This is a genomic window from Rhizobium sp. Rhizsp82, from assembly GCF_047325115.1.
Taxonomy (GTDB): domain Bacteria; phylum Pseudomonadota; class Alphaproteobacteria; order Rhizobiales; family Rhizobiaceae; genus Rhizobium.
This window is the reverse complement of sequence record NZ_CP168570.1, coordinates 2,492,206-2,517,904: the sequence shown is the minus strand read 5'-3', so window position 1 is coordinate 2,517,904 and position 25,699 is coordinate 2,492,206. Positions and strand designations below refer to the sequence as shown.

Sequence of the window (25,699 nt, the reverse complement as noted above, 5' to 3'; positions counted from 1 at the left end):
GATTAGACCGAGACCTTCAGCTTGCGGAACTTCTTCGGCTCGACGAGCGAACCGCCAGTTCGGCGCGATGCGTGGAAAGTCGTCAGGCGCTTCTTCGATGCAGAGAAAGGATCGACCAGGACCGACATCTCTTCGCGATCGTAGATCCGATAGCCGGACCAATCGCCGAAGATGACAGGGTAGGCGCCAGCAGCAATATCCGGCATGTCAATCATCTCGACGACGGGGCGGCCGAGAATGGTTTCCGGCTGGCCCGCCTGGAAAGCAGGCTGCCAGAGATAATTCCCCTGACCATCCTTCAGCTTGCGCACCTTGCCGAGCGTGGTGCCATTCAACGCCCAAGAGCCCTGCGCGCGGTAGACGGCCGGCATTGCATACATGAGGGTAATGAATGCGTCCGCGGTGATGTCAGCTGCGCCACCGGATACCGTTTCCGGAATGTCGGTGCGGGTCAGGAAGCCTTCCGGCTTTTTGATGCCGTTGCCGGATACGAAGGCAAGGCTTTCCTTCTTGCCGAAGTCTTCAGCGAAGCGGGTCTTGATGTGCCCTTCGAGATCGAAGGCGGCATCAGCGAGCGTCGCGTTCGGCACTTCGATGAAGGTTGCCAGTTCGAAGATATCGATCTGTGCTTCCGAGAAGCCGAAATCGCTCTCGGGGCTATCCTCAAGCTCGCCGACCCAGCCTGCATTGCCCTGACCAGTGGATCCGGGGATGATGACCTGGTTGCTGCCGGTGCTGCCGACCTTGGCGACCGAGCGGACCGGGCTAAACTCGACGAGCTCGGCAAGCATCTCCTTGACCATATCGGGCGGGGCGAGATAGCCGCCCTTCGGATCGCTGTCGGAACGGAGAGACTTGGTTTCCGGGGCCGCGGCGCCATGACGGAGATAGGACTTGAACGCTTTGCGCTCGACATCTTCCGGGCTTTCCGACTTGCGGATAATAGCCGGTGCCGGACGGCCCGACTTGGTGACGAGCGTGCGAACGGACTTGCTGATCTCGTCGACCGTCTCGCCAGTGCCTTCGACCAGCTGCTTGATCTCGGCTACTTCGGCCTCTAGCGCGGTGACGCGTTCGTCGACAGCCTCGATGTTAGCTTCGTCGCCGTCGACCTGTTCGTTGTTGTCATTCTCGCCTTCGATCACTTCGGCCTTGTTGACCTTCTTGGCGGCTGCAACATTGGTGCGGCGAACGTTCGTCTTGTTGGACAATGTAGTACCTTTCCCGCCCTGGGCGGATTTCACTTCAATGACGCGGGCGCCGGGGTGAACCGGGTCGCGGCATAGGCTGATTTCGTTGATGGTGATGGAGGTGTACTCGCGGCCGCCGCCTGGGCGGGGGATGAAGTCGCCACCGATCCACGAGATGGAAAGCCCGGTGATGCGCCGGGATTTCAGTTGGCGGTGAGCATCACGCGCCGGGCTGATACCTTCGATAAAGAGCTGGCCTTTGACGATCAGGCCGTCATCGGTCTCTTCGAAGTCCTGCCAAATCCCCACGACCTGATCCTGGTAATGGTCCATGACCATGGGGACATTGGAAGCAAAGGAGATCGCGCCTTTGCGAATGACATCGCCGGTGCTGTCCGGCGATCCAAAAGGCCATGCGATGCCGATGACCTCGCCAGCACTTCCGATGCTGACGCTATTTGCTTTGACGACAAGCCTGGTCATCAGGTGGCGTCGCCCTCGCTCGTTCCGAAGTAAGCCAGTTCGAGGACGTCGATCGCGAGCTGCATCGATTCAATTAGCGGTCGCTGTCGGACATAACGGTCCGAGATCTCGAAGGCCTCAACCGGATCGCTGCCGCCACCGATCATGGCGACGCGAACGACTTCGGTAACATCGGCCACCTGCCAGTCGCCTGCGAGCAAAGCCACCATCGTCGGGTATAGACCCTTGCGGCGCTTTCGCTCCCATTCAACGGCTTCGTCATAGCCGATGTGGAACTTGTATTTCCCATCGCCAAAGATGCGTTCGATCACGCTGCTACCTTTTCCGGCGCGGCCGGAGTTGGCGTTGATGTGTTGGGGTTTTCGAACCGATCGCCACCGGTGTACGACGGCAGGTTCTCACGGGCGCGGGCCTCATTCGGGTTCATGAACTTGGAGGCAATGGCCTTGCTATAAGCCTCGTATCGCGCGGCCGTGTCTGCGCGCAGAAGGTCGTCGACGAGGAACTCTGCGAGCAGTTCTTTCCGCTTGTCGGCTGGAATGAGCTTGAGGCGGATCTCGCCTTCCCACCGCTTCAGCCAGGGCATCAAGCAATAAGTTACAAGTTGCATGCCTTGAGCGTCTGAGTTACCCCAAGTTGCTCTACCGTAGTCGCCCACGAAAATCGGGGGTACACGGAAGGCACGGCAGATCTCTTCGACGGCGAAGCGCCGCATTTCGAGATACTGCGCATCTTCGCTCGTCATGGTCACGGCCTTGTAGGTCGCGCCTTCTTCGAGGATAGCCACGCCGCCGGCGTTTTCTCCGCCGTGGGCCTCATTCCAGGACTGCTCCATGCGCTTGACGGTCTCGTCGCCAAGCGTCTGCGGGTGCTCGATGACGCCGCCCGGCTGCGCATTGTTCTTGAAAAGGGTGGCGCCGTGCCTTTCAAGGACGATCGCCAGGGCGATGGCCTCGCGAGCAAGCCAGATCGGAGACACACCGCAATAGCCATCGAATGACGGCGCCCGGATATGCAGGATCTCGGTGAAGGCATAGACGCGCTTTTCGGCGCCGTCGGTGTACTCATAGACCGGCTCACCGTCTTCGGCTGCCTCGATCTTCATCTTGCATGGATCTAGCCGGATCAAAGCCGAAGGGTCATCACCGTCGCGCTCGATCAGGCCGTAGCCGTTGCCATGCATGAGGGCGTCACGCGTGATCAGTTCGCGGAACTCGGTGGCCGATAGCCATTCCGTCGCCTGGTCATGCAGCACGTCATAGAGCGGGCTATCGGTCTCGCGTTCTTTCTTGCCGTCCTTGTCGCGCTTGTAGACCAGAACAGGCAGCTGCCCGATCGTCTCGGCTATGACCTCGACGCAGGCGCGTACGACGGTTGATTGCATCGCGATGGCGGGCGTCACGGCAATGCCAGCGGTTGCCTGCCTCAGGCCCATCAGCTTGGCTTCAAGCGGCGTTGGCGCGGACAGCGATTTGCGCACCGTTTCACCGATGCGTTTAAGGATATTCATGCGGCTTCCTGTTCAACGTAATGGAGGATCTCGGCTGCCATGAGCCCGATCGGAATGACCGCCATCGATCCAGATGGCGCCTGGCCGTGCAGCCCGCTGATCACTCGCCCGCTTCGATACGAAACCGACTTCGTGGAGAACATCAGCACGGCATCAATGGGCGGCGGTTGATCCAGATGATGAAAGGCCCTCGCCAAAGCGGTTAGCCATGTCTGCCCGGCGCGCTCGATCTCATGCGCCAGCCTTAAAACGGTGATATCCTTCGGGGAAAACCACCGGCGACCATTGCGCCGCTCAGAGAAGAGCACATCGCAGGATCTCGCCCGGCTGACGATCACGTCGAGATGCGCGCGGTTCAAGCCGCTCATGGCGGCGGCTTCCGCAACCGTAAAGGCGCGGTCAGTCCATTCAGCCATGACGGCCTCCGACAAGTGTTAGAATTGAGAAATGACAAATCGAAAGCGGCTCGATGCATACCCACCAAAGGTGCATCGAGCCGCTCGATCAACGCCCAAGAGGAAAAGGGAGTAAACCTTCCGGGGCGGATAGGTGTCGCGTACGTACATCCGGTATCGCGACGTATGGGCGCCGTCGGGCACCGCCGTCTGATGAGCGGTGCTTTCACCGTTGGAGAACCAGTGGACGGCTATCGCTGCGGCAGCAGCGAATTGTCACCGGGCGCTGAGGATGCCACCCGACCAGACAAAGCAATGGCGCCTTTCGGCGCCATCGTCATGCTGTTGCATATAGCTTCATGAAGCTACGCGATTTGTAATACTGGCACGATAATTGCTTTCCTCGATCTGTGCCCTTGCCCAATTCATCGCCTTGGTGATCATGGCGGCGCCCTTCTTATCTTGATATCGCCCGGTGGCGCCAAAGGCCTCACCTATGCCGGCAACGTTCGTTCGCGCCATGAGAAGCTCGATTGTGTAATCGATCTCCGGCGGCGGCTCGTCGAAATTAGGCTCTTCAGCTCGCAGAGGCGACCCCTTGGACTTTCCTGGCCGCGGCGTCCCGAGCCCGCTTTCCGCTCCGATGAATGAAGCGCCCGGCGCAACTGCATCACCACATGCGCCATAGGAGAGGAAATCGTCCGACAGCTCGTCGACGTCGTTCTGCGGAAGGATGGCCTGCCGCGTGTAGCCGCATGTCGATGATGGCTCTGGCTCGGCGTCACCGAGCCGCGGTAGGCAGGCAGGCAGATCAAGGTGCACACCCAGGCTGGATTTGGGTTTCGCCTTACCGCGGGCGACCCCATTCTTGCGCGTCTCAAGCCCGCCTTCTTGAGGTTCGTTATCATTGGCCGCAACCACGACGGAATCGGGAAGGCGTTGGCGCGCGATCATCCAGAGGCACGCCGCGCCGACCTTGTCTTGCTTTGCGGCCCAGTTGAAAGCCGGCCTCCCGCCCCGATAGACCGGCGTTCCGTCCTTCGGCTTCGGGTTGTCGTTATCCGCGATATACTTATCGGCCCAACTCTCGGCTTCTTTTCTCGCAGCGGGCGTTCGGAGATTGGTAGGTATGTTCATGCGACCCTCCTTAAGTTCATAGTGCGGCACCTGCGCTTTGCGGCACCTCTGATTTTAACTACACAGCATGCGTGCGGCACCCTTCCCACAAGGGAAAGGGGTGCCGCGCCGCAGTGTTTTGCGGCACCTGCGGCACCCCCTTGCGGCACCGCTTTTCTATGGTGCCGCAACCGGTTTGATGTGCGGTTTCATGTGCCGATGAGCGTCTTGTAGATCGACGATTTCGAGTTCACCGGCATCGATCCATGCTGCTAGCATGTCCTTAATTCGCTGCTTATCCGCCTTGACGTCGAGGCGAAGTATCTCAGCGATCAACGTGCCTGCCCAGTTCGTTGCCTGCTCGTGCGCCTTATAGGCTGATGCGCCGAGCCTGACTTTGATCCCGGCCAGTGTCTCGGCCGGTACCTCAGCAACTACAGCTGCGCGTGCGGAAGCTGCTCGCTCGGCCAGATCGTCGGGTGATGGCCACTTCCAAGCCTCGACGACGCCGATGTCGTCACCGTTCTTGATCAGGCCGCGCCCGTTCATCAGGCTGACCGAAGCAAACCGGCGCCACTGGCTCTGGCCTGAAGCCACCATGTTGACCTTGCCCATGTCGACACGGAAGTAGGATCGGTGGTCTTCTACGCCTGCCTTTTCGGACTCGGCCGGTGTCATGACGTTGAAAACACGCATAGACCGGACCTTGTCTTTGAAAGCGCCGCCCCCGCGCGCGCTGTCCGCCGTGACTTCGCCCTGGTTCTTTGCGACGTGATGGACGAGCTCGACGCCGCAATTCGCTTCGTCGGCGACACGCACCCAAGCCGCGGTGACGCGCTGCATGGCTCCGTTATCGTTTTCTTGGGCTTCGTGGGTCGAGACGAACGGATCGATGATCACAACGTCGATCTCGCGCCGGCGGATCTCATCGATCATATCCGCAACGAACGGCTCAACGATCTTCAGATCCTTGCCTTCCTGTCGCGCGATCACGAATTCCTGGTCGCGGCCCGAGTCGGTGAAGAGACGACCGCCGATCTGATCATTGGTGACGCCGAAATGCTTCGCCGCACCATGAAAACGACGGTTGATCTCGTCTTGCGGGTCTTCGGCGTTAATCCACCAGACGCGCAACGGCTTGGTGAGTGGCCCATCTGGATCGAGCAGCGGGCGGCCGGTGACCATCGCCAGCGTCTCCGAGATAGAATGCGCGGTCTTGCCGCCACCGCCTGGCCCGACCGATGCCGTCGCGTATTTCCTGATGAAGTGCCTACCAAAGAGCCATTCACGTTCTGGGATGGCAGAAGGGTCGCCGAGAACAAACGAAGTGGCCGCTATCCTAGGCGTCTCGGTGATGTGGAATGAGCCCCGAGTCGTATGGAAGATGGCACCGCCGTCAGCGTCGATCGTGATGCGGCCGGCCTGCTTTTCTATGGTAGCGCCAAACAAGGATTGCCCTGCGATGCTGCCGCCATGCTCGCGCTGTAGCCGCTTTAGTCGCTCGGTGACGTCGGAAGCCGGGTTGTTATCGTTTGCAGCAGCTCGCGCCCGGCTCGCATGAATATCCGGTAGTGGACCCGGCTTGTAGTCTTTCAAGGGCGGAACTGCGCCAATGTCTCGTCCGATGATCCGCATGGCAATTTCGGCATCGGCCTGCGGGCCGGAAATCTGGACGATATTTGGTTGGCAGGTCGTTTCATCCACCCAAAGCAGCATTGAGGTCTTGTCGTCACAGCCGCTGATGTCATCAATCAGGATGGACCAGCGGCGCACCTCGGCCATATCGGTCGGACCGCTGTCGCTCGACGGCTTTTCTAGGTTGGTTGGATCGGCCCTTTCCCAATCAGGGCAACCACTTTCCGTTGCAGGCGCCACAACCACGTTCGCGAGGCCATGTCCCCAATCGGTGATACGGTCGTAAAGGCCATAGTAGACCGAAGCGATGCCGTCGAAATCGCCAGCGGCGAAGGCTTCCGAGATGCTGAAAGTCTTAGGCTGCGCGGCGGCAGGAAGAGTTACCATTAGCTGCGTGCTCCTTGAGGGCGGCTATCGCCGCATCGGTCATCTGTTGTGCCAGTTCCGGGTGAAAGCTGGCGGCATGTTTTCCGAAGGCTCTAGGTGAGTAGGTGCGGAGCCTCCCGTCGGACGACTCCCGCAGGATCAGATTGAAAAGGCGCAAGTGCGGTCCGATCTCAATATCGAACATAGCTACATCGCGCCCGCCGACCGAAGGCCGGATGGCTAACACGTTCATGGTTCCTCCCGTAGGTGAGGGTTTTGCCCGCCGACGGTTGCCGGCAGGCTGGTTGTCACTGGTTGGTGATTAAGCCGCTAGTGCGTGCTCTTGGGATGCATATCTAAAAGTGTGCACATCTTCCGGCGCACTCATCAGGGTTCGCGATATGCCGGTCAGGTTCGACCAGGCATCGGTCATAAAGAAGCGCGCGACCTCAGGGACAACACTGAACATGTCATCATCCGGATATGCGGGCTCGCAACCGGCCATCCTCCAGTCGCTTTCAGACATCGAGTTATCGTCGAGAAGATCATTTTCCCAAGCGTATGACTCGGAGAGCTCTTCATCGTGACCATGCTTCCATAAGCGCTCCGCAACCATACCGGCCACTGCGATAAGCCGCCTATGGTCGTCATCGCGCAGATTTCTGATGGAGGTGTGTCCAAGCCAGAGTTTCTCGCTCAGCGGGTCGTGCGCATCATTGGGATGTATCCACCCTGTTGCAGTGTACCCGAGTTGTATCGCCACGAGGATATGACCGGCCTCGTGAATCGCGGCAAGACGCCGGTCGTATGTATTCATGCGGGGAAGATTGTCGCGCAAGCGCATAGTAATCCGGTGAGGTGTCACGCTGCAGCCCTCGAAGCGATCTTGGCAGCTACCCAGTCGGTGACCTCTTGGCGGACGAAAGCGATGCGACGATCGCCGAGCTCGACAGCGGAAGGGAACCGGCCTTCGGCCCGGTACCGGTTCAACATGGTCCTGCTCAACGATGTCATTCGACAAGCGTCGTTCAAGCTTACTAGGATGGCAATGTTATCATTTGCTGCAGTGGTCATAACGGTCCTTTCGTGGTTTCGATTGAAAGGAACGCTGGTGTAAACATTGCCATTACGCAATATGGTTGGAATGCCTAACTAAGATATTTCGCCCACTCGCCCATCAGCTGGCGCCGCCGCTCAAGGGCATCGGACCGGGCGTAAGACCGCTCGACCCTGTCGCCGACGGCATGCGCCAATGCGGCTTCCGCGATTTCGCGCGGAGCATGCGCGATTTCTGTCGACCAGTCGCGGAACGTGCTGCGAAATCCGTGCACGGTGATACCCTTGCCGCCCGCCGACTTCATTGCTTTGGAGAGGCTGGCATCAGAGAGAGGCTTCTTGTCTCGGATGCCTGGAAACACAAGTTCATTGACGCGCTGCGCCTGCATCGCTTTCAGGATCTCGACGGCCTTATCAGAAAGCGCCACGCGATGCTCCTTGCCGCTCTTCATCCGGACGGCCGGTATGGTCCATACCTTCGCCTGCAGATCGAATTCCGGCCAGACTGCCCAGCGAACTTCACCGGACCGGCATGCCGTCAGGATGCACAGCTCTAGGGCACGGGCTGAAACGCCGGCAACGCCCGCCAAGGCCTTCATGAAGGCCGGAGCCTCGCTATGTGGCAGTGCGGCATGGTGATCAGTGCTGGTCAATTCGTTGGGCTTGTGCATCACGAGTTCGAGGTTGCCCCGCCAGGCGGCCGGATTGTCCCCTGCCCGATGGCCCTCAACCTTGGCTGCATCGAGCACGCGCTCGATCGCCTCGCGCAGCTTTTCGGCCGTCTCTTGCTTATCGCCCCATAGCGGATTGAGGACGGCAATGATCTCTTTAATCTTGATGCTGGCCAGAGTCTTCGCGCGGATCGGCTTCGCGTGGTTCTCCAGAAGATTTCGCCACCGTGCCTCGGTCTTGGCGCCTCGCCAACGGCCAGCCTTTACCGCGGAATCAATGAAGCCGTCAGCATACTCGCCAAAGGTCATCAGCTTGGGCTTGTCGGCTTGCTCTTCCTTGCGGGCCGCCAGCGGGTCGATGCCTTGGCGCACAAGCTTGCGAGCCTCTTCCGCTTTTTCCCTAGCGTCCGCCAGCCCCACGGTATGAAGCGGACCAAGGCCCATCTCTCGACGAAGGCCAGCATAGGTGTAACTGAATATCCAATAGCGGCCACTGCCCTTGGTGATCAGCCACAACCCGCCACCGTCTCTGAGCTTAGGCGATTTGCTCGCCGCGATGGCCTTCACCGTTAGAGCGTTTTGAGTATGGCTCCCCATGCGTCTTCCCCACTTTTTCCCCGCTATTGGGTGTCGTGCTATAGATAAGCGCAATGGACAGAATGGACAAGGTATCACAACGAAAACAATTGCTTATTTCATGGTGTGTTGTCGTCTTGGATCAATATGGATACTAAAAATTATCCGGCCCGGGGAGCCAGTTTCATCAGCGATAAGCTGACAGATTGAATGAGCCGGTTCGACCACGAACCGGCTCTTCTTTTTCACGGCATCGAAGCTCGGAACAATCATCCGCCTCGCCCCTTACCGCTTTATGGCAGATGATTTTTCAGAACGTTGCGAGCAGGCGCTTCAGGCCTTCATGCGGGAGTTCGGTATCACCGACCGCGACAGGGCGATGCGCCGCATCGTCAAGGACTGGCTGATCAGCCACGGCTATACGAAGCCCGCAGACGAGGCTGACGGCACGCAAGAGAGCACGGATGGCCGTGATCCTGAATTCGTGCAATACCCAAGCTATTACAAGGATGGTGGAAGCCTGTGATCAGAGCGCCGAGGCGCCGATCAGGTCGCAATCGATTCTGAGGCCGATATTACTGACGCAGACGGCTCCGGCATCGGCGGCAACCTGCGCCGGATCATTGGCGGCGAAGCGGAACGGTGCGGGCACCCGTGTCGGCTCGGACGGCCAGAGGGCCGGCCGGGAGAGGTCGAGGCGGGTGGTTTCCGTCGCCTCGGTTTTCAGCATCGCGGTCGCGGCCATCATGCCGCCGATCGTCACGGCGACCGACAGGGCTGCCTTGAACGACATATCCGCTGCTTCGAAAAAGGAAATGACCATTGGAGACCCCGGCGCCGCATTATGCGGCTGAGGGCTTCCTAGCGGCGCCCCGACGCATCTGCCAGCGGCTTTGCCTGTTAAGGTTTACGCGTAACCACGCTGCCCTACAGGCGCCTGAAACCTCTGCGGGAAAGTTCGGAACAATGACGCGGCCCGCGGGTTCCGTTTCTGTCACCCCTAGAGAAAAAGCAGATCAAGGAGGAGTTTCTCCATGCGTAAGACATTTGCAGCAGCCTCGCTGCTCGCCCTCGGCCTTGCCGCTCCGGCCTTCGCCCAGTCGGCACCGGCTTACGACACCACGGCTCCCGATGCGCCGCTCTATTCTTCCGACGCGAGCAACGACAGCAACGGCTCCCATCCTGTCCGCATCGAGCGCGTCGATCCGACAACGACACAGAGCATTGCGGAGCCCCGCGGCGTTCTGGAATGCCCGAACATGCCGCGTCAGGGCCAGGGTGTGGATAGTCGCGCCGGCCAGGGCGGCGCTTCGATCAGCGAGCGCTGCCGCGAATACGACAACTGATCTCCGGATCAGCCAAGCGAAAAGGCCGGTTCTCACCGGCCTTTTTCATGTGCGCGGCAAGGCGAATAAAACTGTCTTCCCAACTGAAACTTTTGATCCAAGCCTACCGTAGATACGTAGCAGACCAAAAGAACGGGACAGGGAACGAAAGCATTGGCGAAGGCAGCGGAAAAACCGGTTATTCTCTGGTTTCGCAAGGATTTGCGTCTCGACGACAATCACGCGCTGCACGAAGCCTGCGCCTCCGGCCGCCCGATTATCCCCCTTTATATCCGCGAGCCTGAAACGTCGGGCAACGGGCCTTTGGGTTCGGCCCAGGCATGGTGGCTGCACCATTCGCTTGAGGCGTTGGAGACCTCGCTGCACAAGCACCACGGCAAGTTGGTGCTGATCACAGGAAATGCGCTGGAGGTGCTCCAGGCGCTGGTCAAATCCAGCGGCGCGGAGACCGTGCTCTGGAACCGGCGCTACGATCCGCCGGGCATTGCCGTCGATATGAGGATCAAGCACGAACTGGAGCGGCAGGCGGTCGAGGCGCGCAGCTTTGCGGGACAGTTGCTGCATGAGCCGTCGAAGCTGAAGACCGGCGGCGGTACGCCCTATCGCGTCTACACGCCGTTCTGGCGGGCACTCGAAGGCTCGGGCGAGCCGCCGCATCCGCTCGATGCACCGAAGAAATTCTCCTTCCCCAGCCACTGGCCGCATTCGGAGCCCCTCGCCTCCTGGAAGCTGCTGCCGGTCAAGCCCGACTGGGCATCGGAATTCAGCGATATCTGGACGCCGGGCGAAGATGCGGCGCTGGAGAAACTGCAGGATTTCGTGGACGAGCGGCTGAACGGCTACAAGAAGGATCGCGATTTCCCGTCGGTTGCCGCGACCTCGATGCTCTCGCCGCATCTGGCACTCGGCGAAATCTCGCCGGCACGGATATGGGAGGCGACGCGCGGTCTCTCCAAGCGGGTGCCGTCAGACGATCTCGTGCATTTCCGCAAGGAGCTTGCCTGGCGCGAGTTCTGCTACCACCTGCTCTTCCATTTCCCGAAGCTTCCCTATGCCAACTGGAACGACCGTTTCGACGGCTTCGAATGGCATAATGACAAGGGACATTTCAAAGCCTGGACGCGTGGCCTGACCGGCTACCCGATCGTCGATGCCGGCATGCGCCAGCTCTGGCGTCACGGGATCATGCACAATCGTGTCAGAATGATCACCGGCTCGTTCCTGATCAAGGACCTGATGATCGACTGGCGCCGCGGCGAGAAATGGTTCCGCGACACGCTCGTCGATGCCGATCCGGCAAGCAATGCCGCCAACTGGCAATGGGTGGCGGGATCGGGCGCCGATGCCTCGCCCTTCTTCCGGATCTTCAACCCGATCCTCCAGGGCGAGAAGTTCGACTGCGACGGAGATTATGTGCGGGAGTTCGTCCCGGAGCTCGCAAAGCTCGACAACAAATATATCCACCGCCCCTTCGAGGCGCCGGCGGCCGTGCTTGAAAAGGCCGGCATCGTGCTCGGCGAGACCTACCCGAAACCGATCGTCGATCACGCCAAGGCCCGCGACCGGGCGCTGAAGGCCTACAACGCCATAAAGGACGCTGCATGAACGCGCATTTTCATCTCGCCCGGCCGCCCGAAAGCCGCTTGAAGATCGCCGTCATCGGCTCGGGAATATCGGGGGCATCGGCTGCCTGGGCGCTGAACCCGGTGCATGACGTCACGCTGTTCGAAAAGAGCAGCCTGCCCGGCGGGCACACGGCGACGGTCGATATCGACTATGACGGACAGCGTGTCCCGGTCGACACGGGCTTCATTGTCTACAACGAACATTGCTATCCGAACCTGACGGCGCTGTTTGCCGAACTCGATGTCGCGACCCACGCGAGCGACATGAGCTTCTCACTGTCGCTCGATCAGGGGCGGCTGGAATGGAGCGGCTGCGGGCTCTCCTCGCTCTTTGCCCAGAAGCGCAACCTGCTGCGTCCCTCCTTCCTGCTGATGATCCGCGAGATCCTGCGCTTCAACCGGACCTGCCTCGAAGACCGGGCGGCCGGCCACCTCGCCTCGCGCTCGATCGGCGACTATCTCGACTGGCGCGGTTTCTCGCCGGGGTTCACCAACAATTATCTGGTGCCGATGGCGGCAGCGATCTGGTCGACGCCGTCGCAGCGGATGCTGCAATTCCCGGCAGAGCATTTCGTCAATTTCTTCGACAATCACCGCCTGATCTACAGCAAGCAGCATCAGTGGCGCACGGTGACCGGCGGCAGCCGCAACTATCTCGAAAAGCTGCTGGCGCCGCTCGGAAGCCGCCTGAAGCTCTCCTGCGGCGTGCGCGGGGTGATGCGGCATGCCAATGGCGCGACCGTCATCGACGAGAGCGGCAACGAGCAGCATTTCGACAAGGTGATCTTCGCCTCGCATAGCGACCAGACGGCGCGGATGCTCGTCGATGCCAGCGACCGGGAAAAGCGGCTGCTCGCCGCGGTTCCCTACCAGCCGAACCGTGTCGTGCTGCATCGCGACACGGCATTGATGCCGAAGCGGCAGAAGGTCTGGGCCTCCTGGAACTACCTGCGCTCCAGCCAGGAGGATGGCCGGGCCGGTGTCGCCGTCAGCTACTGGATGAACCGTCTACAAGGGATCGACCAAAAACTGCCGCTGTTCGTGACGCTCAACCCGGACCGCGAGCCCGATCCTTCCAAGGTCTTTGCCGAGTTCAGCTACGAGCACCCGCAATTCTCCGCCGATGGCATGAAGGCGCAGCAGGAGATCGCGGCAATCCAGGGCAAGAACAATTGCTATTTTGCGGGCGCCTGGACCGGCTACGGGTTCCATGAGGATGGGCTCGTATCCGGCCTGGCGGCGGCAGAGGCTCTGGGCGGGGTCATTCCCTGGCGGACTACCGGAGCCTCCTCCCGCGCCCCTCTTCTGGAGGCCGTTGCGTGACGATGCGGCCGCAGAGTTCTGGTGCCAGCATGGAGCGGAACGGTCCGCCACCCGACGCGCCTGCCGTGCTCTATTGCGGCCATGTCATGCACCAGCGGATGAAGCCGTTCGGCCACCGGTTCCGCTACAGCGTCTACTCGGTGATGGTAGATCTCGATCGTCTCGATGAGGCTGACGGTCTCTCGCCGCTGTTCTCGGTCAATGGCCGCAACCTGATCTCCTTTCAGGAGGCCGATCACACCGGCGATGCTGCTGTCGCGTTGCGTGCCTACGCCGACGGGCTTCTCGTGGATGCCGGGCTTGCGAAACGCGCGGCGCGCATCCTGCTCGTCTGCTATCCGCGCATCCTCGGCCACGTCTTCAACCCGCTCTCCGTCTATTACGCCTATGACGGAGCCGATGATCTGATCGCTCTCATCTACGAAGTGCGCAATACCTTCGGCGAGCGGCACACCTATGTCTGCCCGGTGGAACCAGGCGAACTGACGGACAGCGGCCTGCGCCAGAGCTGCGGCAAGCTTTTCCATGTCTCGCCCTTCATCGGCATGGACATGGATTATCACTTCCGCATGCTGCCGCCCGGCAACGAGATCCGCTGGCGCATTCTGGAGACGGATGCAGACGGGCCGCTTCTTGCCGCAACCTTCTCGGGGGCGCAGATGCCGGTCACGAGCCGGGCGCTGGCGCGGCTGACGGCGCGCATCCCGTTCCTGACCTTCAAGATCGTCGCCGGCATCCATTGGGAGGCGCTGAAGCTCTGGATCAAGGGTGCCAAATACATCTCCCGCCCGGCTCCCCCGCCACCGGTGAGTGTGCGCCGTCCGCGGCATATTGCAGAAGCTGCTGAATGACATTAGCGTTCTCTACAAATGCCGGGGGGCTGGCTCATGCAATCGCTGTCCTTAACCGGCTAAGAGGCTGGAGGAGCCGATCATGACTGCAGAAGACTGGAATTCCTTTGCCCGCGGCGCGGTGGCGCTGACGGCCGAGAATGTCGGGCGCTTCACGAAGGGGTTGCCGCTCAAGGCGAAGCTGGCGCTCCGCGGTCTTCTGCAGATGCAGCATGGCGCGCTGGCGATTGAACTTCCCGATGGACGCAAGGCCCTGATCAAGGGCAGCGTCGAGGGACCGCAGGCGGCCGTGAGGCTTAACAACTGGAACCTCGCCAGCCGGGCGATGAACAGCGGAACGATCGGCGTTGCCGAAACCTATATGGATGGCGACTGGCAGAGCCCCGATATCACGGCTTTCCTCGAGCTTTTCCTGATCAACAGTGAATCGGCGGACAGGCATTTCAACGGCAAGCAGGGCATCATGCGCGTCGTCGAGCGCGTCCGCCACTGGATGAATGCCAATACCCGCAAGGGCTCGAAGCGCAATATCTCGGCGCACTACGATCTCGGCAACGATTTCTACAAGCAGTGGCTGGACCCGACGATGACCTATTCGTCGGCGCTCTATTCCACCGGCGCAAACGATCTGCAGTCGGCGCAGAATGCCAAATACCGGGCGCTCGCCGAAGCGACCGGCATCCGGCCGGGCGACCATGTGCTGGAGATCGGCTGTGGCTGGGGCGGGTTCGCCGAATTTGCGGCGAGCGAAATGCGCTGCAAGGTGACCGGGCTGACGATCAGCCGCGAGCAGCTGGCCTTCGCGCAGGAGCGCATCCGAAAGGCCGGTCTTTCCGACCGCGTCGATCTGCGCTTTCAGGATTACCGCGACGAGAAGGGCCTGTACGACCGGATCGTCTCGATCGAGATGTTCGAGGCGGTCGGCGAGAAATACTGGCCGGCCTATTTCTCCAAGCTGCGCGAATGCCTGAAGCCGGGCGGCAAGGCCGGGCTGCAGATCATCACCATCAAGCCCGAGGCCTTCGACCAGTATCGCAGCAATCCTGACTTCATCCAGAAATATGTCTTCCCCGGCGGCATGCTGCCGACGCCGGATCATCTCGCCGAGCTCGGGCGCAAGGTCGAACTGTCGATAGTCAAGGATTTCGGCTTCGGGCTCGATTATGCCCGTACACTCGCCGAATGGCGCGAGCGCTTCTGGAACGTCTGGGAGCGCGTGCGGCCGCTCGGCTTCGACGATCGCTTCAAGCGGCTGTGGGAATTCTATCTCTTCTATTGCGAGGCGGGTTTCCGGGCGAAGAATATCGACGTCCGCCAGGTCGTCTTCTCGCGCAGCTGACGGTAGCGGATGGGAAAGCCGCGGCAGAGCGAGAATGTGACACCAGGCACCCGCCTCGCCTACGCTCTTCCCGCCGCCCCGCTCGCAGCCCTCGGCCTGCCGCTCTATGCCGTCGTTCCCACCTATTACACCGAGACGCTCGGCCTGCCGCTGGCGGCTGTCGGATTGACGCTGCTGCTGGTCAGGATTTTCGATGCCGTCTGCGATCCAGCAATCGGGGTGATTGCCGATCGGTACAGGCCGAAAATGGGGCGCAGACGCTTCTTCTTTGCACTGGCATTGCCGGTGGCCGCTATATCGGCGCTGGCGCTCTACGCGCCGCCTGCGGGCGCGGGCGTGCTCTGGCTTGGGCTCTGGGGCTGTGTTCTCTCCCTCGGCTTCACGCTGGCGACCGTTCCCTATTCCGCCTGGGGTGCAGAGCTCGTCAGCGACTATGCCGGGCGCACCTCGCTGGCAGCACTTCGGGAGGGAACGACGCTGGTGGGCACGCTGATCGCCATCGTCGTGCCCTTCGCGATCGGGCTTGATCCGGCGGGCGGGCTTTCGGGCCTTGCCGTGCTCGGCGTCATCGTTGCCATTGCCCTGCCGCTCACGGGCGCACTAGCGGTCGCCAAGGTACCTGAACCGGCGGAGCATACGGCCGCGATCGTCGGACTACGCAAAGGGCTTGGCTATCTCGCGGCGAACCGGCCGTTCGTCCGCCTGCTCGCCGCCTATTTCCTGAATGGTTTTGCCAACGGCATACCGGCAACGCTGTTTCTCTATTTCGTCTCCGACAGGCTTGGCATGCCGGAGGCTCGCGGACCGCTGCTGTTTCTTTATTTCCTCTCCGGTATCGCCGGCGTGCCGCTCGCGGCGCTGACCGCAAAGCGCCTTGGCAAGCATCGCGCATGGTGCCTGGCAATGATCGCGGCTTGCGCGGTCTTTGCCGCTGCACCGCTTCTGCAGCCCGGCGCGATCTATGCCTTCGCCTCTATCTGCGTGCTCACAGGATTGATGCTCGGTTTCGACCTGTCGCTGCCGCCGGCAATGCAGGCCGATGTCATCGATGAGGATACCGCCAATTCTGGTGAGCAGCGCAGCGGGCTCTATTTCGCGGCCTGGGGGCTGGCGACCAAGGCGTCGCTTGCGGCCGGGGTCGGGCTGGTCTTTCCTGTTCTCGCCGCCTTCGGCTTCGATGCCGCGAAAGGCACCGGCAACGCGCCCGAAGCGCTGACGGCACTTGCGGTCATCTACGCCTGGCTACCGATTGCGCTGAAACTCGCGGCCGTCGCCCTGATGTGGAATTTCCCGCTCAACGAGGCGAAGCACCGGGAACTGCGCCTGCGCATCGAGAGCCGCTGATCACTCCGCGGGATGCGGTGTCGCCGGATGGTGACCATGCTTGACGAGCGGCCGTTCGCGCCATCCCGTCGAGCGGTTCAGCAGCCAGAAATACAGGCTGTAGGGCAGCATACGCAGCAGCTTCAGCTGATAGGTGAAGCGCTTCGGGAAGCTGATCTCAAAGGATTGCGACTTGAGTCCGGCCGCGATTTCGCTGGCGGCTTCATCGACCGAAATCAGCGACGGCATCGGGAATTCGTTCTTCTGTGTCGCCGGCGTATCGACGAAGCCGGGGCAGATGACCTGGATGCGGATGCCCATCTTGTCGAGATCGAATTTCAGGCTCTCGGCCATGTTGATGAGCGCCGCCTTGCTGGCACCGTAGGCTGCACTCGTCGGCAGGCCACCATATCCGGTGACGGAGGAGACGATGGCGATCTGTCCCTGCCCCTTAGCCTTCATGTGGCGGACGGCGGGGACCAGACAGTTGACGACGCCAGACAGGTTGACGGCAAAGGTCTTCTCGAAATCGTCGCGATTGAGATCTTCGGCATGGACGGGCAGGTAGACGCCGGCATTGAAAATCGCCATGGCGAGAGCGCCGTGCTCGTATTCGATCGAGGCAAAGGCATGTTCCATGTCTTCGGGGTCGGTCACATCGCCGTCGAGCACGATGATGCTGCCGGAAAGACCGTTCGCCTCGGCCTGGAGGTCGGCGAGTTTTTCATGATCCCGCGCGGTCACGGCGACCTTGTAGCCCTCGCCTGCGAGCTTCAGCGCCAGCGCGCGCCCGATTCCCGAGCTTGCACCGGTAATCCAGACGATGCCGTGTTCGGGGCGAGCAATGAAATCGCGCATGATGCAATCCTCCGGGACTTCAGATTCAACACGAAACCATGTCCGGAAGTTCCTCACTGCCTCCCGGATTCAAGCCTCTATCACGCTAATGTGGCTGCTTTCAGCCGATCAGGTCGCCGATCAGCTGGCGGAAGGAACCGGTGAGCTTGATCGGCGCATCAAGCACCGAGAAAGCGATGCAGGGACGGTCCTTTTCGGCGACCGGCCGGTGGTTGAGGGTCTCGTCGGCGACGGAAATGTCACCCGGGCCGAAACGGCCGCGCTCGTCTACGAAGGCGCCGTCGAGGATCAGAATCAGCTCCATGCCCTTGTGGGTATGTGCCGGCAACGCACGGCCCGGCCGGATCCACATCAGGCTGACCTCGCAGCCGTCGATATCGACCGAATATTCCTTGAAGCCCGGCAGCTTCGTCTTCCACGGCACCGTATCGGCGTCGAAGCCGACGAGATCGCGAATCGGGCGCGGAAAGACGCCTTGTTGCTTATCCTTTGTCGCGCCTGCCGGCGCGCTCGAAGCGAAGATCGCGGCGAGGCGTTCGTCGCGGCCGGTTATCGGCGTGCCCGCCGTATCCTCGAGCGCTTCACCTGCCAGCAGTTCCAGATCCTGGACCAGGGCACGGTTATCCGGCTTAATTTCAAGATGAGATTGCACGAGAACCCGCGCCGGTTCAGGTAAAGAACCGGCGACATAATGCGCCATCAATGCATCGACCGTGTCGATATGCTCGTGAACCATGTCGGATTCGGCCACGCCTTTTTCCTGCGTTCCGCGTTTGCTTTGTCGTCGTGCATACGCCGAAAGTCAATCTTCGGATCACCTGCCACTTTTGGGCGGACTGCGGGACTTCCTCAAGACGAAGACTAATTTTACCGGCGCGGGCAAAGGCGTGGAATAGCATTTCTTGCCAACCCTGCCTTGTGAAGGGAAAAGACCGTTCTTACAGTAAGAGCTCCAAAGAGGCAGATTCCATGACCTTCTACCCCTCCGTGATCGAGGCGATCGGCAACACCCCGCTCATCAAGCTCAAGGGCGCTTCCGAAGCGACCGGCTGCACCATTCTCGGCAAGGCGGAATTCCTCAATCCCGGCCAGTCGGTGAAGGATCGCGCCGCGCTCTACATCATCCGCGATGCGGAAAAGAAGGGCCTGCTGAAACCGGGCGGCGTCATCGTCGAAGGCACCGCCGGCAATACCGGCATCGGCCTCACCGTAGTCGCCAAGGCGCTCGGCTACCGCACCGTCATCGTCATTCCTGAGACGCAGAGCCAGGAAAAGAAGGACGCGCTGAGGCTGCTCGGCGCCGAGCTCGTCGAAGTGCCTGCCGTTCCCTACAAGAACCCGAACAATTACATCAAGGTCTCCGGGCGTCTGGCCGAACAGCTGGCGAAGAGCGAGCCGAACGGCGCGATCTGGGCCAACCAGTTCGACAATGTCGCCAACCGCCAGGCGCATATCGAGACCACCGCCAAGGAAATCTGGCGCGATACCGACGGCAAGATCGACGGCTTCATCTGCGCCGTCGGCTCCGGCGGGACGCTCGCCGGTGTGGCGGCCGGCCTCAAGGGCTTCAGCAAGGACATCAAGATCGGGCTTGCCGATCCCGAAGGTGCGGCCCTCTACGAATTCTACAAGAACGGCGAACTGAAATCCTCCGGCAACTCGATCACCGAAGGCATCGGCCAGGGCCGCATCACCGCCAATCTCGAGGGCTTTGCGCCCGACTTCGCCTATCAGATCAGCGATGCGGAAGCCCTGCCCTACGTCTTCGACATGGTCGAGCACGAAGGCCTCTGCCTCGGCGGCTCCAGCGCCATCAACATTGCCGGCGCGGTGCATCTCGCGAAAGATCTCGGCCCGGGTCACACCGTGGTGACGATCCTCTGCGACTATGGCAACCGCTACCAGTCGAAGCTTTTCAATGCCGATTTCCTGAAGTCCAAGGGCCTGCCGGTCCCCTCCTTCATCAAGTCGTCCAGCGACCTCAAGATACCCTACGAACCTGCAGCGTGAGACCCGATGCCAGTCAATGCCCTCTATCGTGACGACTTCTACCTTTCGACATGCGAGGCGGTCGTCACCGCCGTTCACGAAGACGGGGGCATCGAGCTGGATCAGACCTGCTTCTATGCAACATCAGGCGGGCAGCCGGGCGATACCGGCTTCCTGGAACGCGCCGATGGCTCGAAGATAGCGCTGGGGCAGACCAAGCACGGCGCCACCAAGGATATCGTCATCCATGTGCCGCTCGAGGGCGAGCCGCGTCCCGATGTCGGCGAGAAACTGGTGCTGCATGTCGACTGGCCGCGCCGTTACAAGCTGATGCGCATGCACACCGCCTGCCACCTGCTCTCCGTCGTCTGCTCCTACCCGATCACCGGTGCCGCCGTCGGCGAGGACGAGAGCCGGGTCGATTTCGACATGAGCGAGACGATCGACAAGGACGAAGTGACGGCGAAGATGATGGAACTGGTGAGCCAGAACCATCCCGTCTACCTGCAATGGATCACGGACGAAGAGCTTGCGGCCAACCCCGGCATCGTCAAGTCGAAGAACGTCCGCCCGCCGATGGGCCTCGGGCGCGTCAGCCTCGTCTGCATCGGCGAGAACTCTTCAATTGACAGCCAACCCTGCGGCGGGACACATGTGTCCGAAACGCAGGAAGTCGGTGAGATTCACATCGCCAAAATCGAGAAGAAGGGCAAGGAAAACCGCCGCTTCCGCATTCGCTTCGGCGCTCCCGGCGACGAGGCATAAGGCAGTCCCCGTGACTGCGACCGTGTATTCTAGGGAGATTGGAATGAGTGACGAGAAAAGCCGCTTCGTGGTTTCGGCCGACTGGCTGCAGGGCGAACTCGGAAAGCCGGATCTGCGCGTCCTCGACGCCTCCTTCTATCTCCCGGCGCAGAAGCGCGATGCGGACGCCGAATATGCCGCGGGGCATATCCCGGGCGCAATCCGTTTCGATCAGGACAAGATCGCCGACCACTCCACCAACCTGCCGCACACTATTCCCTCGCCCGATCAATTCGCCGCCGAAGTGGGCAAGCTCGGCATCAGCGAAAACGAACGGATCGTCGTCTATGACGGCATCGGCATGTTCGCCTCGCCGCGGGTCTGGTGGCTGTTCCGGGTGATGGGTGCCAAGAACGTCTTCGTGCTCGACGGCGGCCTGGATGGCTGGAAGGCCGAGGGCCGTGCGCTGGAAACGGCAACGCCCGCCTACGCGGCCGCGACCTTCAAGACGAATTATGACGAAGCCCGCGTGGTGACACTCGAGCGGATGCGCGACATCGTTTCGAGCGGCGCGCTGCAGATCGCCGATGCCCGCAGTGCCGGCCGTTTCGCGGCAACCGAGCCCGAGCCCCGCGCCGGCATGCGCTCCGGCCATATGCCGGGCGCCCGCAGCCTGCCGTCGGGCTCCTTCGCCACGCAGGGCCGTTTCAAATCGCTGCCTGAGCTGAAGCAGACGATCGAGGATGCGGGCATCGACCTTTCGAAGCCCGTCGTCACCTCCTGCGGCTCCGGCATCACCGCCGCCATCATCACGCTGGCGCTCGAGTCACTCGGGCACAGCGACAACAAGCTCTATGACGGCTCGTGGAGCGAGTGGGGCAGCCGAGACGACACGCCTGTCGTCACCGGCCCTGCCGATCCGATCAAGGTTTGAGCGGCATGGCGAAATCTCCCGCGTCGCTGACGGCCCACATCACCCGCCTCGAAATGACGGCGCCGCCTAAGAGCAGCCTGCCGATGCCGGTCAACATCCAGACGGCGATCATGCGCACCAGCGAGATCCCGCTGCCCTTCTACCGCCATCTCTACCGGCAGGTGGGCGCACGCTGGCAATGGGTCGACCGCCTGCGGATGAGCGACGAGGAACTGACAGCGGCGCTGCACGACAAGCGCAACAATATCAGCGTGCTCTATGTCAACGGCGCGCCGGCCGGCTTCTACGAATATTTCTGTCAGGACGAGGACACGATCGAGCTGTCGCATTTCGGCCTGATCGAGCACGCCCTCGGCCTCGGCATCGGCAAATGGTTCCTGCTGCAGGCGCTCTACGCGATCTGGACGCTGAACCCGAAGCGCGTGCTGACCACCACCAACAATCTCGACCATCCGCGCGCCCTGCAGCTCTACCAGATGTTCGGCTTCTCGCCGGTTTCGACCGGTGCCGGCATCGTCCGGCCGCTGAGCGACAAGGAATTGCTGGAGATCGCGCGCAAGAGCTGAGCCCGCAGGAATCGGGTGGTTTCGGCCGCCCGATCGGCGCATTTCATGGCGGAACCCAAGAGGAGACCGCCATGACCGATATCCGTTTTTCAGCAATGCCGACTGCCGACGCCGACCATCTCTGGAATGGCGGCAGCGATTCCTATGGCTTCCTGCCGGAGACGATGGTTTCCGATGGGCCGGGTCATCCCTGCCGTCACTGCCTTGGGAATATCGATGCGGGCGAAGAGCTGCTGGTCTTTGCCTATCGTCCCTTCCCGGAGATGCAGCCCTATGCCGAGACCGGGCCGATCTTCCTGCACAAGCAGCGCTGCGCGCGCTATGCAGCCGAAGAAATTGCGCCGCCTGCGCTGAGCAGTTCCGATTACATCGTGCGCGGCTATGGCGAGAACAACCGCATCGTCTACGGCACCGGCGCCGTCACGCCGACGCCGGAGATTGCCGCTTACGCCGGTGGCCTGCTCGCAAGGGGCGACATTGCCTATGTGCATGTTCGCTCGGCACGCAACAACTGCTTCCAGTGCCGCATAGAAAAGGCGCCGGATTACAAGGAATCCGGCGCCTTCATCTAACGTAACGCGATGGGAATTACGCCACGTTAAGTACACTTTCCGGTGCGTAGGCTTCATAGCCCAGCGCTTCAGCGACCGGCTTGTAGGTAACGCGGCCCTTGTGGACGTTCAGGCCGTTGCGCAGGTGCTTGTCTTCGGCAATGGCGCGCAGGCCGCGGTCGGCGAGCGCCAGGCCGTGGACGAGCGTGGCGTTATTCAGCGCATGGGCCGAGGTGACCGGAACGGCGCCCGGCATGTTGGCGACGCAATAGTGGACGATGCCGTCGACTTCGTAGGTCGGCTCGGAATGCGTCGTCGCATGCGAGGTCTCGAAGCAGCCGCCCTGGTCGATCGCGACGTCGACGATGACGGCGCCCTTCTTCATGCCCGAGAGCATTTCGCGGGTGACGAGCTTCGGCGCAGCAGCGCCCGGGATCAGCACGGCGCCGATGACGAGATCGGCAGTGAAAACTTCTTCTTCCAGCGCCTGGATGCTGGAATAGCGGGTGTGGACCCGGCCGCCGAAGATATCGTCGAGCTGGCGCAGACGCGGCAGCGAGCGATCGAGGATGCTGACATCGGCGCCGAGACCGGCAGCCATTTTGGCGGCATGAAGACCGACGACGCCACCGCCGATGATCGCGACCTTGGCCGGCAGAACGCCGGGGACGCCACCGAGCAGGATGCCGAGGCCGCCATTGGCCTTCTGCAGCGCAGTTGCACCGGCCTGGATCGACAGGCGGCCGGCAACTTCCGACATCGGTGCCAACAGCGGCAGGCCGCCGCGCTCGTCGGTTACGGTTTCATAGGCGATCGCGGTGACGCCGGAGGCGAGCAGGCCCTTGGTCTGTTCCGGATCCGGAGCGAGGTGGAGATAGGTGTAGAGAAGCTGGCCATCGCGAAGCTGCGCCCATTCGGAGGGCTGCGGCTCCTTGACCTTCACGATCATATCGCACTTCTCGAAGATATCCTTGGCGGAGGCGGCAATCTTTGCGCCAGCGGCGATATAGGCGGCGTCATCGGCACCAATGCCGGCGCCTGCCTTGGTTTCGACCCAGACCTCGTGGCCATGGGCGACATATTCACGAACCGAAGCGGGTGTCAGACCGACACGATATTCATGGTTCTTGATTTCCTTCGGGCAACCGACACGCATACTGCGTTCCTCTCATATATGCCCACTTGGCGCGGGACGTTTTCAATGGACAAATCCAACCACCGCCGCCACGAAATGTCCTTGCAAAGAGGCATTGCCTGAAAGCTATTTTTCGAAGATTGTGCGGTTTGATCAAACCAAATCGAAGGTTCTTCGAATGTCTGAACTCGACGGTATCGATCTTGCGATTCTGAGAGCACTTCAAGCAAACGCCCGGATCACCAACGCCGAGCTTGCCAACAAGGTCGGCCTCTCGGCTTCAGCCTGCTCGCGGCGTCTCGACATCCTGGAGAAGAACGGCGCAATTGCCGGCTATCACGCGCGCCTTTCCAACAAAGTGCTCGAATACAAGATGATCGCCATCGTCCACATCTCGCTTTCAGGGCAATTCGCCAAGACGCTGTCGGAATTCGAGGCGGCGGTGAAGCGCTGCCCGAACGTGCTGGTCTGCTACCTGATGTCGGGCGAATACGACTATATCCTGCGGGTCGCGGCGCGCGATCTCGAAGACTACGAGCGGATCCATCGCGACTGGCTTTCGGCGCTGCCGCATGTGGTGAAGATCAATTCCAGCTTTGCGCTGCGCGAAATCTTCGATCGGCCGAATGTCGGCTTCTGAGACCTTGCAAAGGACCGGGAATCCTGACCAAGCTTTGACGATGCGGATGCTCCCTCCGCCTGACGGCAAGACATGAAATCCAAGACGCAAGGCTATATCTTCGTCCTTCTGGCGCTGACGATCTTCTCGACGCAGGATGCGATCTCCAAGCATCTCGGCGGCCTCTATCCGCCGATCTTCGTGACGATGATCCGCTACTGGGCCTTCGCTCTGTTCACCATTCTTCTCGCGTCGAAGATGCGCGGCGGCATCCGGCAGACGGCGAAAACCAAGCGGCCGCTTCTGCAGGTGACGCGCGGCATCCTGCTCGCCGTTCAGGTGGTGCTCGCCATCACCTGTTTCGCGGTCATCGGGCTCGCGCATTCACAGGCGATCTTTGCGGCAACGCCGATCGTCATTGCGCTGCTGTCGATGCCGATCCTCGGCGAGCGTGTGGGATGGCGGCGCTGGACAGCGATCGGCGCCGGGCTTTTCGGCGTGCTGCTGATCCTGAAGCCGGAGGGCGAATTCTTCGATCTGAAGCTGCTGCTCGCCATCGTCTCCTGCTTCATCTTCGCATTCTATGTGATCGCCACGCGCCTCGTCTCCCGCGACGATTCATCTATGACCAGCTTCTTCTATACCGGCGTCGTCGGCGGCATCACCATGACGCTGATCGGCCCGTTCTACTGGACATGGATGTCGCCCGGCGACTGGGGCTGGATGGCGCTGGTTTGCATGACCAGCATCTCCAGCCATTATTGCCTGATCCGCGCCTATGACATGCTGGATGCAGCAGCCGTTCAGCCGCTCACCTACCTGCAGCTCGTCTATGCCTCGATCCTCGGCGTCACCATCTTCGGCGAGAGCCTCAGCCTCAATACGGTGATCGGCTCCGTCATCGTCGTGGCGGCCGGGATTTTCACCATCTGGCGCGAGCATGTCGTCTCTCGGCAGGCGACAATGGCGCATTAGATTTGGCGCAATTTTATCGAACAGTCTAAACGGATTTCAATTTTTCGTTGCTACGGTCTCTGCAGTATATTTTCGGAGACCCTGCATGCAACGCAATCTCAACATCATCACCCGCAAGTCGGAGCGCAAGTATTGCCGACTCTTCGGCAAGCTGCGTTACCTGAACCAGGAGATCGACGCCCGTATCGTCAACCTGTCGACGACAGGCATCGCCGTCGATCTCAGGACACCGGTTGCCGCCGCATCCGGCAGCCGCGTGCGCATCGAAGCCGAGGATCTCGGTTCGCTCGAAGGCATCATCCGCTGGAGCCACAACGGCCGCCTCGGCATCCACTTCGACCCGAATTCCAACGCCCGCGCCCAGGTCGCCTCCTACTTCCGTTTCTTCCACAGAGACGTGAAGCCGGTGCTGGCGCGCTAGACGACACAGAGAGTTGAACGGCCGTGGGCGCGCTCGACAGAACGGGCGCGCCCACTGTCATTTTACGGATGCACTCCCGTGCAAATCATTCTACGTTCGACC

The 25,699-nt window shown here is 61.1% G+C and carries 29 protein-coding genes; 15 read left to right on the top strand and 14 right to left on the bottom strand.

Translation table 11 applies throughout. The annotated features are described in order from the left end of the window. Positions 1-2 precede the first annotated feature (2 nt). From ACEN84_RS17445 to ACEN84_RS17400, 10 genes are all read right to left on the bottom strand, one after another. Complete coding sequence (locus ACEN84_RS17445) at positions 3-1,673, bottom strand: phage major capsid protein (protein ID WP_413709377.1); 1,671 nt, start codon at positions 1,671-1,673, stop codon at positions 3-5. Then, complete coding sequence (locus ACEN84_RS17440) at positions 1,673-1,984, bottom strand: gene transfer agent family protein (RefSeq protein ID WP_413709376.1); 312 nt, start codon at positions 1,982-1,984, stop codon at positions 1,673-1,675. Before ACEN84_RS17440 ends, ACEN84_RS17445 begins: the two co-directional genes overlap by 1 nt. After that, positions 1,981-3,183, bottom strand: coding sequence for a phage portal protein (locus tag ACEN84_RS17435; protein WP_413709375.1), 1,203 nt, complete (start codon positions 3,181-3,183; stop codon positions 1,981-1,983). The genes ACEN84_RS17440 and ACEN84_RS17435 overlap by 4 nt, the downstream gene beginning before the upstream one ends. Beyond that, positions 3,180-3,599 carry a hypothetical protein gene (locus ACEN84_RS17430; protein ID WP_413709374.1) on the bottom strand — a complete coding sequence of 140 codons (420 nt, stop codon included), beginning with the start codon at positions 3,597-3,599 and terminating at the stop codon, positions 3,180-3,182. The genes ACEN84_RS17435 and ACEN84_RS17430 overlap by 4 nt, the downstream gene beginning before the upstream one ends. 336 nt (positions 3,600-3,935) lie before the next feature. Further along, complete coding sequence (locus ACEN84_RS17425; RefSeq protein WP_413709373.1) at positions 3,936-4,715, bottom strand: hypothetical protein; 780 nt, start codon at positions 4,713-4,715, stop codon at positions 3,936-3,938. A 156-nt stretch (positions 4,716-4,871) separates the two neighbouring features. Further along, complete coding sequence (locus ACEN84_RS17420) at positions 4,872-6,716, bottom strand: AAA family ATPase (RefSeq protein WP_413709372.1); 1,845 nt, start codon at positions 6,714-6,716, stop codon at positions 4,872-4,874. Further along, positions 6,685-6,948 carry a hypothetical protein gene (locus tag ACEN84_RS17415; protein ID WP_413709371.1) on the bottom strand — a complete coding sequence of 88 codons (264 nt, stop codon included), beginning with the start codon at positions 6,946-6,948 and terminating at the stop codon, positions 6,685-6,687. The genes ACEN84_RS17420 and ACEN84_RS17415 overlap by 32 nt, the downstream gene beginning before the upstream one ends. A gap of 69 nt (positions 6,949-7,017) precedes the next feature. Further along, on the bottom strand, positions 7,018-7,533 hold the full coding sequence (locus ACEN84_RS17410) for a hypothetical protein (protein ID WP_413709370.1): 516 nt from the start codon (positions 7,531-7,533) through the stop codon (positions 7,018-7,020). A gap of 23 nt (positions 7,534-7,556) precedes the next feature. Then, positions 7,557-7,769 (bottom strand): helix-turn-helix transcriptional regulator, encoded by a 213-nt coding sequence (locus ACEN84_RS17405; protein ID WP_413709369.1) that lies wholly within the window; start codon positions 7,767-7,769, stop codon positions 7,557-7,559. A gap of 74 nt (positions 7,770-7,843) precedes the next feature. Then, complete coding sequence (locus ACEN84_RS17400) at positions 7,844-9,019, bottom strand: tyrosine-type recombinase/integrase (protein ID WP_413709368.1); 1,176 nt, start codon at positions 9,017-9,019, stop codon at positions 7,844-7,846. A gap of 322 nt (positions 9,020-9,341) precedes the next feature. On the opposite strand from ACEN84_RS17400, the gene ACEN84_RS17395 reads away from it, so the two are divergent. Further along, entirely contained in the window at positions 9,342-9,524 is a 183-nt protein-coding gene (locus ACEN84_RS17395; RefSeq protein WP_413709367.1) for a hypothetical protein, read from the top strand. On the opposite strand, the gene ACEN84_RS17390 is transcribed toward ACEN84_RS17395, so the two are convergent. Beyond that, complete coding sequence (locus ACEN84_RS17390; protein ID WP_413709366.1) at positions 9,525-9,821, bottom strand: hypothetical protein; 297 nt, start codon at positions 9,819-9,821, stop codon at positions 9,525-9,527. It lies immediately after the preceding gene. Between the two features lie 211 nt (positions 9,822-10,032). Here ACEN84_RS17390 and ACEN84_RS17385 point away from each other — a divergent pair, with 211 nt between their 5' ends. The 6 genes from ACEN84_RS17385 to ACEN84_RS17360 all read left to right on the top strand — a co-directional run bounded on the left by ACEN84_RS17385 (position 10,033) and on the right by ACEN84_RS17360 (position 16,826). Next, positions 10,033-10,344, top strand: coding sequence for a hypothetical protein (locus tag ACEN84_RS17385; protein WP_199629399.1), 312 nt, complete (start codon positions 10,033-10,035; stop codon positions 10,342-10,344). 153 nt (positions 10,345-10,497) lie between these two features. Continuing rightward, positions 10,498-11,949, top strand: a complete 1,452-nt coding sequence (locus ACEN84_RS17380; RefSeq protein WP_413709365.1) for a cryptochrome/photolyase family protein — start codon at positions 10,498-10,500, stop codon at positions 11,947-11,949. After that, positions 11,946-13,292, top strand: a complete 1,347-nt coding sequence (locus ACEN84_RS17375; protein WP_203428993.1) for an NAD(P)/FAD-dependent oxidoreductase — start codon at positions 11,946-11,948, stop codon at positions 13,290-13,292. Before ACEN84_RS17380 ends, ACEN84_RS17375 begins: the two co-directional genes overlap by 4 nt. 2 nt (positions 13,293-13,294) lie before the next feature. Next, entirely contained in the window at positions 13,295-14,143 is an 849-nt protein-coding gene (locus tag ACEN84_RS17370) for a DUF1365 domain-containing protein (protein WP_413711321.1), read from the top strand. Between the two features lie 79 nt (positions 14,144-14,222). Next, a complete protein-coding gene (locus tag ACEN84_RS17365) occupies positions 14,223-15,482 on the top strand; it encodes an SAM-dependent methyltransferase (protein WP_112711550.1) in 1,260 nt (419 codons plus the stop codon). 36 nt (positions 15,483-15,518) lie between these two features. Further along, positions 15,519-16,826, top strand: a complete 1,308-nt coding sequence (locus ACEN84_RS17360; protein WP_413709364.1) for an MFS transporter — start codon at positions 15,519-15,521, stop codon at positions 16,824-16,826. Here the strand turns inward: ACEN84_RS17360 and ACEN84_RS17355 are convergent, their stop codons facing one another. Both ACEN84_RS17355 and ACEN84_RS17350 read right to left on the bottom strand, forming a co-directional pair. Beyond that, positions 16,827-17,663 carry an SDR family NAD(P)-dependent oxidoreductase gene (locus tag ACEN84_RS17355; protein ID WP_130278464.1) on the bottom strand — a complete coding sequence of 279 codons (837 nt, stop codon included), beginning with the start codon at positions 17,661-17,663 and terminating at the stop codon, positions 16,827-16,829. Between the two features lie 100 nt (positions 17,664-17,763). Then, a complete protein-coding gene (locus tag ACEN84_RS17350) occupies positions 17,764-18,414 on the bottom strand; it encodes a ChrR family anti-sigma-E factor (protein WP_413709363.1) in 651 nt (216 codons plus the stop codon). A 218-nt stretch (positions 18,415-18,632) separates the two neighbouring features. Here ACEN84_RS17350 and ACEN84_RS17345 point away from each other — a divergent pair, with 218 nt between their 5' ends. From ACEN84_RS17345 to ACEN84_RS17325, 5 genes are all read left to right on the top strand, one after another. Further along, positions 18,633-19,673, top strand: coding sequence for a cysteine synthase A (locus tag ACEN84_RS17345; protein WP_413709362.1), 1,041 nt, complete (start codon positions 18,633-18,635; stop codon positions 19,671-19,673). Positions 19,674-19,679: 6 nt separating this feature from the next. Beyond that, positions 19,680-20,417, top strand: coding sequence for an alanyl-tRNA editing protein (locus ACEN84_RS17340; RefSeq protein ID WP_130278465.1), 738 nt, complete (start codon positions 19,680-19,682; stop codon positions 20,415-20,417). Positions 20,418-20,460: 43 nt separating this feature from the next. Further along, positions 20,461-21,330, top strand: a complete 870-nt coding sequence (gene sseA, locus ACEN84_RS17335) for a 3-mercaptopyruvate sulfurtransferase (protein ID WP_413709361.1) — start codon at positions 20,461-20,463, stop codon at positions 21,328-21,330. A gap of 5 nt (positions 21,331-21,335) precedes the next feature. Next, the gene (locus ACEN84_RS17330) at positions 21,336-21,896 is read left to right on the top strand and encodes a GNAT family N-acetyltransferase (protein ID WP_413709360.1); all 561 of its coding nucleotides are present in this window, start codon (positions 21,336-21,338) and stop codon (positions 21,894-21,896) included. A gap of 71 nt (positions 21,897-21,967) precedes the next feature. Next, positions 21,968-22,468, top strand: a complete 501-nt coding sequence (locus tag ACEN84_RS17325) for a DUF1203 domain-containing protein (protein WP_413709359.1) — start codon at positions 21,968-21,970, stop codon at positions 22,466-22,468. Positions 22,469-22,484: 16 nt separating this feature from the next. Here the strand turns inward: ACEN84_RS17325 and ald are convergent, their stop codons facing one another. Next, complete coding sequence (gene ald, locus ACEN84_RS17320; RefSeq protein ID WP_112711543.1) at positions 22,485-23,603, bottom strand: alanine dehydrogenase; 1,119 nt, start codon at positions 23,601-23,603, stop codon at positions 22,485-22,487. Positions 23,604-23,760: 157 nt separating this feature from the next. On the opposite strand from ald, the gene ACEN84_RS17315 reads away from it, so the two are divergent. From ACEN84_RS17315 to ACEN84_RS17305, 3 genes are all read left to right on the top strand, one after another. Next, entirely contained in the window at positions 23,761-24,222 is a 462-nt protein-coding gene (locus ACEN84_RS17315) for an Lrp/AsnC family transcriptional regulator (protein ID WP_413709358.1), read from the top strand. 72 nt (positions 24,223-24,294) lie between these two features. Beyond that, on the top strand, positions 24,295-25,176 hold the full coding sequence (locus tag ACEN84_RS17310) for a DMT family transporter (RefSeq protein ID WP_413709357.1): 882 nt from the start codon (positions 24,295-24,297) through the stop codon (positions 25,174-25,176). A gap of 85 nt (positions 25,177-25,261) precedes the next feature. After that, positions 25,262-25,597, top strand: a complete 336-nt coding sequence (locus ACEN84_RS17305; protein ID WP_112711541.1) for a PilZ domain-containing protein — start codon at positions 25,262-25,264, stop codon at positions 25,595-25,597. Positions 25,598-25,699: the final 102 nt, after the last annotated feature.

Coding starts and splice junctions, on each gene's coding strand:
- ACEN84_RS17445 (WP_413709377.1), bottom strand. CDS start 1,673: ATGACCAGGCTTGTCGTCAAAGCAAATAGCGTCAGCATCGGAAGTGCT.
- ACEN84_RS17435 (WP_413709375.1), bottom strand. CDS start 3,183: ATGAATATCCTTAAACGCATCGGTGAAACGGTGCGCAAATCGCTGTCC.
- ACEN84_RS17430 (WP_413709374.1), bottom strand. CDS start 3,599: ATGGCTGAATGGACTGACCGCGCCTTTACGGTTGCGGAAGCCGCCGCC.
- ACEN84_RS17425 (WP_413709373.1), bottom strand. CDS start 4,715: ATGAACATACCTACCAATCTCCGAACGCCCGCTGCGAGAAAAGAAGCC.
- ACEN84_RS17420 (WP_413709372.1), bottom strand. CDS start 6,716: ATGGTAACTCTTCCTGCCGCCGCGCAGCCTAAGACTTTCAGCATCTCG.
- ACEN84_RS17415 (WP_413709371.1), bottom strand. CDS start 6,948: ATGAACGTGTTAGCCATCCGGCCTTCGGTCGGCGGGCGCGATGTAGCT.
- ACEN84_RS17405 (WP_413709369.1), bottom strand. CDS start 7,769: ATGACCACTGCAGCAAATGATAACATTGCCATCCTAGTAAGCTTGAAC.
- ACEN84_RS17400 (WP_413709368.1), bottom strand. CDS start 9,019: ATGGGGAGCCATACTCAAAACGCTCTAACGGTGAAGGCCATCGCGGCG.
- ACEN84_RS17395 (WP_413709367.1), top strand. CDS start 9,342: ATGCGGGAGTTCGGTATCACCGACCGCGACAGGGCGATGCGCCGCATC.
- ACEN84_RS17390 (WP_413709366.1), bottom strand. CDS start 9,821: ATGGTCATTTCCTTTTTCGAAGCAGCGGATATGTCGTTCAAGGCAGCC.
- ACEN84_RS17385 (WP_199629399.1), top strand. CDS start 10,033: ATGCGTAAGACATTTGCAGCAGCCTCGCTGCTCGCCCTCGGCCTTGCC.
- ACEN84_RS17375 (WP_203428993.1), top strand. CDS start 11,946: ATGAACGCGCATTTTCATCTCGCCCGGCCGCCCGAAAGCCGCTTGAAG.
- ACEN84_RS17370 (WP_413711321.1), top strand. CDS start 13,295: ATGCGGCCGCAGAGTTCTGGTGCCAGCATGGAGCGGAACGGTCCGCCA.
- ACEN84_RS17355 (WP_130278464.1), bottom strand. CDS start 17,663: ATGCGCGATTTCATTGCTCGCCCCGAACACGGCATCGTCTGGATTACC.
- ACEN84_RS17345 (WP_413709362.1), top strand. CDS start 18,633: ATGACCTTCTACCCCTCCGTGATCGAGGCGATCGGCAACACCCCGCTC.
- ACEN84_RS17340 (WP_130278465.1), top strand. CDS start 19,680: ATGCCAGTCAATGCCCTCTATCGTGACGACTTCTACCTTTCGACATGC.
- sseA (WP_413709361.1), top strand. CDS start 20,461: ATGAGTGACGAGAAAAGCCGCTTCGTGGTTTCGGCCGACTGGCTGCAG.
- ACEN84_RS17330 (WP_413709360.1), top strand. CDS start 21,336: ATGGCGAAATCTCCCGCGTCGCTGACGGCCCACATCACCCGCCTCGAA.
- ACEN84_RS17325 (WP_413709359.1), top strand. CDS start 21,968: ATGACCGATATCCGTTTTTCAGCAATGCCGACTGCCGACGCCGACCAT.
- ald (WP_112711543.1), bottom strand. CDS start 23,603: ATGCGTGTCGGTTGCCCGAAGGAAATCAAGAACCATGAATATCGTGTC.
- ACEN84_RS17315 (WP_413709358.1), top strand. CDS start 23,761: ATGTCTGAACTCGACGGTATCGATCTTGCGATTCTGAGAGCACTTCAA.
- ACEN84_RS17310 (WP_413709357.1), top strand. CDS start 24,295: ATGAAATCCAAGACGCAAGGCTATATCTTCGTCCTTCTGGCGCTGACG.
- ACEN84_RS17305 (WP_112711541.1), top strand. CDS start 25,262: ATGCAACGCAATCTCAACATCATCACCCGCAAGTCGGAGCGCAAGTAT.